Source organism: Chthoniobacter flavus Ellin428 (assembly GCF_000173075.1).
In the GTDB taxonomy this organism is placed as follows: Bacteria; Verrucomicrobiota; Verrucomicrobiia; order Chthoniobacterales; family Chthoniobacteraceae; genus Chthoniobacter; species Chthoniobacter flavus.
In genome coordinates this window covers 1-11,656 of the sequence record NZ_ABVL01000052.1, presented here as the reverse complement: position 1 = coordinate 11,656, position 11,656 = coordinate 1, and the positions used below count along the sequence as shown (strand labels likewise).

The window sequence follows — 11,656 nt, the reverse complement described above, 5'->3', positions numbered from 1 at the left end:
ACTTCTCTCTACCGGGCTTTCCGCGGTTCGCGGCTCCTTTTTGGTTGCGGCTTTGTCGCGCTGCGTTCTCTGCGTTTAATCTGCCCAGTTTTCGGAGCGCGGCGGGCTACAGCGCGCAGCTATTCGCGCTGCCGCACCGGAAGCTTTCCCTCCCGCGCCTTGCGATAGGTCGCCAGCGCCATGAGCGGGAAATTGTTCCGATACATGTCGTAGCGGAGATAGAACACACGCGGGAAGCCGGTGCCGGTCACTTCCGGCTCGACCCAGCTGCCGTCGGCCACCTGCGTGGAGAGCAGATAGTCCACGCCCTGGCGGATCGACTTGCGATCAAACGCCCCGGGTTCCGTGGGATCGGCCGCGGCGATGAGCCCCATGAGCGCCCAGGCCGTTTGCGACGCGGTGCTCGGGCCTTTGCCCTTGAGCGTCGGGTCATCGTAACTGGCGCAGGTCTCGCCCCAGCCGCCGTCTTCGTTCTGGCAGCTCTCCAGCCAATCGCGCGCGCGCACGATCCACTGCTGGCGCATGTCTTCGCCGATCGAACGCAAGCCACGCAACACCTGCCACGTGCCGTAGATGTAATTGACACCCCAACGGCCATACCAGGAACCATCGTCCTCCTGGGTATCGCGGAGGAATTTCAGCGCGCGCCGCACCGGCGTGCAATTGCGATCGTAATCGATGAGGCCGAGCAACTCGAGCACGCGGCCGGTGAGATCGCTGCAGGTCGGATCGAGAATGGCGTTGTGGTCGGCAAAAGGCACGTCCTCCAGCCAGCCTTGCGTCACGTCCTTGTCGAAAGCCGCCCAGCCGCCATCCCTGCACTGGAAGCTGAGGAGCCACTTCAGCGCGCGCTCGAACATCGCCTTCGTTTCCACCGGCGCCGATTCCTCATGCGCACCCGCACGCGCCAGCGCGGCCAGCACCATCATGGTGTCATCGGTATCGGGATAATAGACGTTGTTGAACTCAAACGCCCAGCCACTCGGCGGCACGTGATGATTCTTCACGTACCAATCGCCGTTAATCCGCACCTCCTTCTCCTTGAGCCAGTTCACCGCGGCTTCGATCTTCGGATCATGCGGATCGAGGCCGCTTTCCAGCAGGGCGACGAGATTGATCGCCGTATCCCAGACCGGCGAAAGGCACGGCTGGATGCGGAAATCCTGTGGGTCGTCGACAAACAGCCCGGCGAAATCGTTCTTCGCCTTCACATAGAGCGGATGCTCGCGCGAATAGCGCAGCGTGCGTAGCGCGATCATGGAATTGAGCATCGCCGGGAAAATGGCCGCCAGACCATCGCTCCCCTCGCCCATGCGCTGCGTCATCCATGCTTCCGCACGAGCCAGCGCCGCACGCTTCCACGGCTTCCACGGCAGGCTGTGCATGATCTTGATCAGGCGATCGCAGAACAGGAAAAAATTCGGCCACGAGAAACGCGGTTTCTGCATGCCCAGGCCGAGATCGCTTTCCTCCGAACCGATGGGATACAGCTCGTGCAACTGTTTGTCCGCCGGCAGATGCTTCGTCGGTTTGTAGTGATTGAGAATGGCCAGCGGCATGAGCATGGCGCGGCTCCATGAGGACACCTCGTAGATGTCGAAGAAGAACCAGCGCGGCATGAACATGATCTCCACCGGCACCGTGGGCAGGTAGCGCCACGGAAATTGCCCGAGCAACGCGAGATACAGCTTCGCGTAGGTGTTCATCTTCGGAATGCCTCCGAGGCGCAAAATGCACGCGCGCGCTTCCTGCATCCACGGCTGCGTGGGCGCGTGGCCGGCCAGCTTCAGGGCGAAATAAGCTTTCACCGTGGCGTTGACGTCGCTCGGGCCGCCTTCGTAGATGTTCCAGCCGCCGTCTTCGAGTTGGCGGCGCCGGATGTGCGCCACGCATTTTTCCTCCATGACCGGGTCGATCTCGTCGGCCCAATGCATGAAAAGCACGTAGTCGGAGCACAGGGTGCTATCGACAAAAAGTTCCCCGCACCAGTAGCCCTCGTTATGCTGCAATCGCAGCAGGTTCTGCTGCGCGCGGCGGATCGCCACGTCCAATCGGTTCTGCGTCGACCCCGTCGGGGTATCGGTAAATATCACGTATCCAGTTTGCGGCTATCGCCGGGCAGAACGCAAATCCGGAATTCGCCCTGATGATTTCCTCGGGGAAATTCGGAGCAAATCCCCCGCTTAGAGGTAAATACGGATCATCTGGCGCCAGTAACGGAAGCGGTGGGCGTTTCCGCACCAGGCGTGCAGCTCGTGGCGGATCTTCTTCGCCGCCAGCGCCCGCGAGAGATCGAGGTTATTTTCGTAAAAGGGGTCCTCATCCCCGATGACGAAGGTGAATCGCATGTCGCGGAGGGCCTTCAGCCGCTTCCGGTCGGTGATCAGCGGCACGAAGTGATTCGGGACCAGATCCCGCAGCGTATCACTGTAAAAGCCATGGAAAAGGGAATGGTAATGCGCCGTGTGCAGGGTCAGGTCGTAACGTCCGCTGAAGGCCAGCGCTCGCTGAAAATGTTGCGGATGCCGCATGGCCATGGCCACGGCATGATACGCTCCGAGGCTGCACCCGTGCGCGGTCAGTGGGGTGTGCGGATTCATCTTCGCCGAAAATGGGAGGACCTCCTCGAGGATGTAACGCTCGTATTGCAGATGCCGCTCGATGCGTTGATCCGGGGTGGTGTCGAAGCAATAGAGGCTCTCCTCATCGATCCCATCCACGCAAATGAGCTGGAGCTTCCCCTCCTCCAGCGGCTTGCACAAGGAATGCACCATCCCGTGGTCCTCGTATTCGTAAAAGCGCGCCTTGCGGGAGGGAAAGACGAGCAACCGCTGGCCGCCACTCCCGAATACGAGTAACTCCATTTCGCGGCAGAGCGCCGGGCTGTGCCATTTGTGATATTCGCGGTTCACAGGATGTGTTACCGCACTGTGCCAAATTCGCGCCCCATCCCGCAATGCATCTGTGGCCGCGGCTGACTTAAACGCAGAGGGCACCGAGAACGCAGAGGGCCGAGGAGGAGGAGGGGAATAGTGGTGGTCGGCAACGGGCGAGCCGCGGAGGGAAAAGGAAGAAGGATGAAGGCGGAAGGATGAAGAAACGCGTTAACGATAGCGAGTGTCGATCTCCAAAAACCGCGTAGCGCACTCTACTTCATCCTTCATCCTTCATCCTTTTGTTTCCTCCTCTGCGGCCCTCTGCAGTGCTAACCATGAAAATGTCCGCACGACGCGTAGAATTTTTGGCCCGCGAATCACGCAAATAACACGAATGAGGGCAGATCATTCGCGTCATTCGGGTGATTCGCGGGTCACTTTCCCTTCCCTGTCTTTTCGCATGTTCGTGGCTCCCCTTTTGGTTGCGGCTTTGCCGCGCTGCGTTTAATCTGCCCCAGTTTCTCGGGACGATGCACGGCCACAGTTTAAATTAAACTGCTATTCCGTCCCCGGCGGGAGCGGCCGAACCTTGATCGACTTCACCGTAACCTCCGAGCCTTCCGCGCCGAAGACACTCACCGGGTTGTCGATCTGCGAGTAGTCGCCCTCGTGCTCGTAGCGCAATTGCCCATCGACATAGATCGATTGCTTCTTCGGAGTCACGACCCAGCGGATGAGGACATACTTATCGCGCGGAATCGCACCCGCGCCGCTCTTGTGTTTGCCACCGGCCGGACCGCCATCGACCCGCAATTCATCCCCGATGTGTTCCCAATTGAAGATCACCTGCTTCGCCGCGTAACCAATGCGCAAATTGGTCGTGTGCGTCTTCGCCTCAATGAGGATTTCCACCGGCGGTTTGAAATTCACCTTGGTCGTAGCCGCCTCACCCCTCTTCAATTTCAACGGCGAGCCCTCGCGGCCAATCGTGAGCTGGGAAATATATTCGGTAAAATTCGCCGGCGGTTCCGCGGCGACCGCCATTCGACCCGAAATCAGCGCGCAGGACAAAGTGCCATATCCCGCAGCCAGAAGCCATCGACGCCGTGAGACCAATGTTTCCTCCATAGACATGGCGCGGTTATATACGTGGTCTTTCCAGGCGTAAAGCACATTGCGCCGACTGTCACTCAGGGCAAAACCGAGTAGCCTGTCACTATTGTCGAGCCACGCGAAACCAGATGGCGTAAAGCGCCGGGAGGAAGGCCAGGGTCAACACTGTGCCAATGGCAGTGCCTCCAATGAGGACATAGGCCATGGAGCCCCAGAACACCGAATGCGTCAGCGGAATGAAGGCCAGTACCGCGGCCAGCGCAGTCAAGATGACCGGCCGCGACCGTTGGACAGTAGCTTCGATAATCGCATGATACGGATCGAGGCCATCTGCCTGATTCGTATGAATCTGACCTATCAATATGAGCGTGTTTCGCATCAAGATACCCGACAGCCCGATCAGACCAAGAATGGCATTGAATCCAAAGGGTTGGTGAAAGAGGAGAAGAGCCGGCACCGCACCAATCAGCCCGAGCGGGCCGGTGAGCATGACCATCCACATGGCGGAAAAGGAGCGCACCTGAATGATGATCACCGCCAGGGTGAGCAAGATCATAATGGGAAATAGCGGAGCCAGTGCGGAGTTGGCTTTCGTTGCTTCCTCGATTGAGCCCGCCATCTCGACACGATAATTCTCGGGCAATGCCTTTCGAATGGGAGCAAGTTTGGCCCAAATCCGGGAAGACACATCCGGTGGTTGGGTCGCTTCATAATTGTCCCCTCGGACAGTAATGGTGGGGACACGATCCCGCCGCTTGATGATTGGATCTTCTGATTGGACCTCCACTCGTCCGATCTGGCTGAGGGGGATGGGTTTTCCGTTTCGGCTGGTCAGGGTGAAGTTTTCCAGCTCGGTTGGATCCAGTCGTTCGGAGCCTGCGCTTCTCGCGACGACATTTACCGCTCGGATGTTTTCACGAACCTGCGTGATAGGTTGACCGTTTAGGAGAAATTGCAGCTGCTGCGCCGCCTCGACGGGTGAAAGCCCGATGAGTTGCAATCGCTCCTGATCCAAAACAAAGTGCAACTTGGGAACACGTTCTCCCCAATCCACATTCACGGTGCGCATATCTGGATCGTGGCGCATGACATCCTCGACGCTGCAGGCTATTTCTCGAACCTGCGCTGGATCGGGGCCCATGACTCGAAAAGCGACGGGGAAAGGCGAGTAGGGGCCAAATACCAATTGGGTTGCGCGAATCCGCGCTTCCGGCGCCAGGCCATCCGCCGCCGCCTGGCGCAGGCGCAATTTCAGATGATCTCTTGCCTCGGCATTCGGCGTCAAGACCACGATCTTCGCGAAGGAAGGATCAGGCAGTTCGGGATTATAGGAAAAGAAAAACCGCGGAGCACCGGCGCCGATATACGAAGTGACGATTTTCGATTCGGATTGTTCCGACAGCCACCGTTCGACCTTTTTAACCGCCCCGCTGGTCGTCTCAATGCTGGTGCCCAACGGAAGCTGGACTTCAACTAACAACTCAGGCCGGTCAGAGTTCGGGAAAAACTGTTTCTTAACGATGGCCATCCCTCCGCCAGCCATCAGAAATGCTCCGGCAACCATGCCAGCTACCGTGTATTTTTTTGTTACGCACCAAGTGACAAGCTGCCGAAACCGCTGGTATCCCGGTGTGGAATAAATCCCTTCATGGCTTCCGTTTACCTTTTCGATCTGCGGCAGAAGTTTGACCCCTAAATAGGGTGTGAAAACCACCGCCACCACCCACGAGGCGATCAAAGAAAATCCGACGATCCAGAAGATGTTACCGGCGTATTCGCCCGCGCTCGAACGCGCAAAACCGACCGGCAGAAATCCGATGATTGTTACCAGGGTGCCCGCGAGCATGGGCGCTGCGGTGTGACTCCACGCATAGGCTGCGGCCTGGACGCGATCCATTCCCTCTTCCATCTTCACCACCATCGATTCGATGGCAATGATGGCATCGTCGACCAAAAGTCCGAGAGAGATGATGAGAGCTCCAAGGGTAATGCGATCGAAAACGCGATCCGTCATCATCATGATGACAAATACCGTTCCCAAGGTAAGCGGAATGGCCGCAACCACGACGATGCCGACCCGCCACCCCAAACTCAGCAGGCTGACCAGCATTACCACGCAGACCGCCATGGCGAACTTGATCATGAATTCATTGACCGCAGAACTGATATTGACCGCTTGATCGGTGACCTTTTTCAAGCTGACTCCCAACGGCAGGCTCGAAGAGATCTTATCGCTTTCCGCGCGCAGAGCGTTGCCTAAATCGAGCCCATTCCAACCCTCTTTCATAACGACACTCAGCAACAGGGATGGTTCTCCATCGTGCCGAATGACAAAGGTCGCCGGATCTTCATAGCCTCTTTTCACCTCCGCGATATCTGAAAGCCTGAAGCTCTGTTTGCCAGCGACGATGGGAGTATCGCGGATTTTGTCGATGTCCGTGTAGGCCCCATCCAGGCGGACAAAAACCTGAGCGCCGTCGGTATCCACTGAACCGGCTGGAGTCACCGCATTCTCTCGCGAGAGCGCGGAAAAGATGTCCGCTGGCGAAATGCCCAACGCTGTTAGTCGTGGATACGAAAAATCGACAAAGATCCTCTCGTCCTGTTCGCCGACAATATCCACTTTCTTGACCCCCGGCACATGGAGAAACCTCTGGCGGAGCTCTTCGGCGACTCGGGTTAATTTTCGAAGTGGAAACCCGGGAGCCTCTACCGAGTAGAGCGCGAACGAAACGTCCGAATACTCGTCGTTGACGAAAGGCCCCATCGCACCCTGCGGCAATTTAGGCGCCTCATCCGCAAGCTTCTTTCGGGCTTGGTAGAATTGCTCGGCGACTTCCTGAGGCGGAGTTTTGTCGATGAGTTGCAGGGTCATCAACGCGAGGCCTGGTCGCGTGACGGTTTCCACCCTGTCATACCAACGCAACTCCTGAAGCCGTTTTTCGAGCGGCTCAGCCACGAGATCCTGCATTTCTTGCGCGGTGGCTCCGGGCCACACGGCGGTCACAGTGAGCACTTTGATCGTGAAGGATGGATCTTCCGCCCGCCCCAGATGGATATAGGCGTAGATGCCGGCACATGCCGACGCGAAGATGAAAAAGAGCGTGATGGCGCGTTCCCGCACCGCCAGCGCGGAGAGATTAAAACTTTGCATCGGATATCTTCTCCAAGTTTGTCGGGTTAACGATCTGCCCTTCATGCAGAAGATGCGCACCGAGCGCCACGACCGTCTCACCGCGGTCGACTCCGTCGGACAGGACGACTTCTTCCTTGCCGATGGACGCAATCGTCACCGGACGGAACTTCACTTCCGGCTTATTGTTCACAACCCAGACGCCCGGCCCGCTGCCGCGATCACATACAGCTCCGACTGGCAGAAGAACGGAGTGGGCGGCGACGGTTTTTTCGCTGGTGATGGCGACGGTAACGGTCGAGCCCAAAGGTGCGGAAGCCGCCTCTCCCTCCAGGGCGTAGCGGGCTTCAAAGGTTCGGCTCGCCGGGTCTGCCGCATCTGATAGCTGGCGCAGCCGTGCCGGATACGTTGGACCGCGCCCATACAATTGCGCTGCGGCGGTTGCTCCCAAATCCGGTCGCACGCCTTCCGGCAAGTTGATCGAGGCTTCACGAGGGCCATCGTGCGCCAACTGGATCACTGTTTGCCCAGCCGCTACGACCTGACCTGGTTCGCTCAGCGTCCGCACAATCACTCCGTCCGCACCAGCAAACAGCACGGCATACTCGCTGGAATTTCTCGTTACTCTCGCCTGAGCCTCTACCGCTTCCAATAGGGCTTTGGCGCTGTCCAGAGCGGCTCGGTATTGATCATATTCCCGGTGCGATATGACGCCGGACTTGACCATTGCGGCTGAGCGCGCTTCGTCCGCCTTGGCTTGGATGTATTTAGCCCGGGCCGCCTCGACATTTGCTTGTTGCGCGGCGGCTGAAAGTTGGAGGTCTTCGGGATCAAGCCGCATCAGCATCTGACCTTTCTGAACCCGCTGTCCCACATCCACGGAACGCTCCAGGATTTTTCCTGCGACTCGGAATCCCAAGTCACTTTGCACACGGGCTTCTACGATTCCTGTGAACGACGTGCGACCCGAGGGCGCAGCCTCCGCCTTGCAAACCTCCACCCGTGGAACCTGCAAGCGCGGGTCTTTTGCCGAAGGCTTCGAACACCCACCGGTCAAGGCGGCGATCGTCAAGCATCCAGTCAGCAGACCGAGGGCCACCCAAGATCGACGGTTAGTTTCCACCTGGCCGGCTTCGGCCGCGGCCCCTTCGAGGCGAAATGGTATTGCCAATACCGCGCCTGCGGGGCTGCCCTCATCGATCGATGCTGGGAATTGTTGCTGCGCCTTACCTGTGAGATGTTCCTGAAGTGGTGTAATCATGGCAAGTTCCAGAAGCTCACGCATTCATGGCATAGGAGAGTGCTGCCTGGTGCAGCCACCGCGGCGTCGCCCACGTAAAAATCACCAACGCTTTGTTGGCCAAACCCGGCACGACACTCCGGCGCCCGGCGTCCAATGCGCTGATTCCGGCGCGCACCACGGGCGCTGGTTGCATCATCAATCGCTTTAAAGCCGGTGTAATTTTCTGCTTCGCCACGCTGGCGAATCCGGTGTCCGACATGCCGGGACAAAGCGTTGTCACCGTGATGCCGTCGCGCCGAAGTTCGCGATGCAAGGCCTCCCCGAAGCGCAAGACGTAAGCTTTCGCGGCTGAATAGACGGCAAAGTTCTGCACGCCCTGATACGCCAGGAGGCTGGCGACCAGCAGAATTTTGCCGCCTCCTCGTATCCGCATATCCTGCGCAAAAACGTGGGTGGTCGCCGTGAGGCTGGCTACGTCCAGTTGGACCATTGCCAGCGCCGCGTCCAACGGCGCATCGAGGAAGGACCCTTGGAGTCCGTGGCCTGCATTATTGATCAAGATGCCGATCGAGATTTCCCGCTCCCGGAGGCGGTGATGTAATTGAACAACCGCTGCAGTATCTGACAGGTCGACCTGCTCGACGATCACCTCGACCCGGTGCTGCTGGCGTATTGTCGCAGCAAGTGTTTGCAGTCGCTCCAGCCGGCGTGCGACCAAAACGAGCGGATGTCCTTTTTCCGCATATTGGCGGGCGAATTCCTCGCCAAAGCCGCCCGAGGCCCCCGTGACGAGGACCCACTCTTTCTTTTGCAGGTTTGAGTGTATATACACATCTTTGTCCGGCTTTGTCGAAGTTGCGGTTTCCATATCATTCTTCGCTATTTATTTAAGGCGAGCGCTGCAGTCTCGAGATCCGAGAGCACAGCGGACCAACGCTGTTCGCCCAAGGTTTTGACAACGGCACTTTGAGCGGCACGCCACGCCGGCATGAGCTTCTCCAGTTGTTCTCGGCCTTTCGGAGTTATGGTCAATTCCACGAGATTTCCGCGACCGCCACCCATCACCTTCACCAAACCGTCTCGTTGCAATGGCCGGAGATTCCGCACGAGAGTGGTTCGCTCCATCCCAAGCCAGTCGCTCAACTCCGCCATTGTCCATTTTTCTTTGGCGTCCAGGGACACCAGGATTGACTCCTGAGTGGGACGGATTCCATGTCGCCGCAGTTCAGCATCAAAGAACTGCGTCACCTTGCGTGCAACCCAGCGGAGGTTGAAGCACACGCAGTTTTCCGGAGCGGAGAAGTCGAGCGTTTTAGACATCATGTTGTGCATATACACTACTCCCGCGGCTTTCGTCAAATTTTTTTGTTTAGGTTGGGGACAATTCCTCAGGCCGTGCCCCTTTGTCGGAATGCCTCTGGATCAAATCCGAGCCATTCCATTAGGCGTTTCCGAGTGCGGCTCCCTGGCACCGAGTTGCTCCTTCCTCGCATCAAACCCCGGGCTGATAGATGGAACGCCGTTGGCGTAGTATTCCGAAGCTCCAAAAGTGCATCACAGGCACCAGGCGGACAACCGATGGGCCATCACGCGACCAGCGTGAAGCACCTTCCGCGGCTTCTACTCCGCCGAAGAGTCCGGCTCCTCCAGGATCGGCGGCGCCGGATATTTCTGGGTGAGTGATGACGGCTGCGCGACCGTCGCTTGCAGCCGCCTCCGGTAGTAAACGCGCACGATGTAGCCGTAGAACTGCCGGTTCTCATTCAGCGCCGTGGTCCGATTCTCCGGCCGCATGAGCTGATACTCGACATTCAGATCCTCGACATCCCCGTGCGTCCAATCCGCCGGCGGTGAATCCCAGTGCGACTTCACATTCGCGCAAGTCTGCTCCACCGAGGTGCCGTTGCTCAGGTCGTAGAAGAGCACCTGCACCATCAACTCCTTCACATCGACGCGCACCTTGGGACGCACCTTGATCGGAATGTGCAGCAGGAAATGCTGCACCGCCTTCGGGTCCGCCACATCGTCTTTGGTGATCGCCAGAATGCCCATCGCCGAACCTGCAGCGATATCCGGCAACGCCTCGGAAAGATCGACCGGCTCCGGCGGCGGCAGCGTCGGCGAAGGACGTCGTGGCGAAATGCGCAGCGATTCATCCGGCAGCTTGGGTTCCGCGGGATGGCTTTGCGCGAGCAACTGCGGTTGGGCCGTCGCTGCCTGGAGTTGCCGCTGATAGTAAACCCGCACGATGTAGCCGTAGTATTTGCGATCGTGCTGCTCAGCCTCCGCGCGGTCGGGCTTCGGCAGCTCATAGTCCACGACCAATTCCTCGGTGTCCGAATCCGCCCAATTCACCGGTGGCTTTGCCCAATGCGTATTCACCTTCGCCGCGGTCTCGACCACGTCCTTGCCATCGAGCTGATCATAAAAGAGCACGTGAATCACCAAGTCGTGCAAATCGATCGGCAAGCCTTGCTGCGCCTTGATCGGAATGTGCAGGCGCACGTGCCTGGCCAGGTTTTCATCCGGCAGGTCTTCGCTCGTGATCGCCCCCAAACTCAGCGTCGACTTCGGCGGCAGTTCGTTGAGTGCGGGGATCGATCCCTCCAGCGGCCCGACGCGAAACTTCGCCCGTGGATGCGGAGCAGGCGGTGGATGAGGAGTCGCCGGAGCAGCTGGAGCAGTCGTGGCCACCACCTGCGGCGTGGGTTTATTCCCCTCGTGCAAGCCTGCCCAAATCACCAACCCGGCAATCGCCGCGACGAAAATCCCGATGCCTGAAAATATCCAGACATTGGACTTCTGCGGTGGTGTGGGAGCCGGATCGCTCATGAAAATTTGGCCAGCATCCCAGTGATGCCAGTGCGTTCAACTTTCACTCACGACAGCGCGGGTTGAAAGACCAAAGCCGAAGAGGATGGCCACAAAAAAGCACAAAAGGCACAAGAGAAACTCGTAGGTCAGGAATCCCGGAATCGCATCCGTCGGAATGTTCGCCTCGATCGTCGCAAGAACGGCCGCCGTTATAACACCCCTCCCGGAAAATGGATGTACATTGGAAATATCTCTTCGCTGTTTGGAGTGGGTGGCTGACGAACTGCCGATGCCAGCGGTGAAATCACCGCAGTGAGCGCGAAGCGCCCCAACAACCATCTTTGTCATCCTGAGCGCAGAGAGGGAGCCTAAGCGACTGAACGAAGTCGAAGGACCTCCAATATCCATGGGTTTTCAACGACAGTTTCCCTGCCCGGCGGGTGAATGGCGGCCGTTGCGATATCTGCCCCTGATTGC

At 58.4% G+C, this 11,656-nt stretch carries 8 protein-coding genes; all 8 read right to left on the bottom strand.

The window, feature by feature from the left end:
* Window positions 1-119 precede the first annotated feature (119 nt).
* Window positions 120-2,093: a squalene--hopene cyclase gene (gene shc, locus CFE428DRAFT_RS32290; RefSeq protein ID WP_006983961.1), complete on the bottom strand. Its 1,974-nt coding sequence runs from the start codon at window positions 2,091-2,093 to the stop codon at window positions 120-122.
* A gap of 90 nt (window positions 2,094-2,183) precedes the next feature.
* Window positions 2,184-2,912, bottom strand: coding sequence for an esterase family protein (locus CFE428DRAFT_RS32285; protein WP_006983960.1), 729 nt, complete (start codon window positions 2,910-2,912; stop codon window positions 2,184-2,186).
* Between the two features lie 522 nt (window positions 2,913-3,434).
* Window positions 3,435-3,920, bottom strand: a complete 486-nt coding sequence (locus tag CFE428DRAFT_RS32280) for a hypothetical protein (RefSeq protein ID WP_006983959.1) — start codon at window positions 3,918-3,920, stop codon at window positions 3,435-3,437.
* Window positions 3,921-4,092: 172 nt separating this feature from the next.
* A complete protein-coding gene (locus tag CFE428DRAFT_RS32275; protein WP_006983958.1) occupies window positions 4,093-7,143 on the bottom strand; it encodes an efflux RND transporter permease subunit in 3,051 nt (1,016 codons plus the stop codon).
* A complete protein-coding gene (locus CFE428DRAFT_RS32270; protein WP_083805446.1) occupies window positions 7,130-8,383 on the bottom strand; it encodes an efflux RND transporter periplasmic adaptor subunit in 1,254 nt (417 codons plus the stop codon). The genes CFE428DRAFT_RS32275 and CFE428DRAFT_RS32270 overlap by 14 nt, the downstream gene beginning before the upstream one ends.
* 16 nt (window positions 8,384-8,399) lie before the next feature.
* Window positions 8,400-9,233 carry an SDR family NAD(P)-dependent oxidoreductase gene (locus tag CFE428DRAFT_RS32265; protein ID WP_006983956.1) on the bottom strand — a complete coding sequence of 278 codons (834 nt, stop codon included), beginning with the start codon at window positions 9,231-9,233 and terminating at the stop codon, window positions 8,400-8,402.
* A gap of 11 nt (window positions 9,234-9,244) precedes the next feature.
* Window positions 9,245-9,688, bottom strand: a complete 444-nt coding sequence (locus CFE428DRAFT_RS32260) for a MarR family winged helix-turn-helix transcriptional regulator (RefSeq protein WP_157447724.1) — start codon at window positions 9,686-9,688, stop codon at window positions 9,245-9,247.
* Window positions 9,689-9,985: 297 nt separating this feature from the next.
* Window positions 9,986-11,197, bottom strand: a complete 1,212-nt coding sequence (locus tag CFE428DRAFT_RS32255; protein WP_006983954.1) for a hypothetical protein — start codon at window positions 11,195-11,197, stop codon at window positions 9,986-9,988.
* Window positions 11,198-11,656 lie beyond the last annotated feature (459 nt).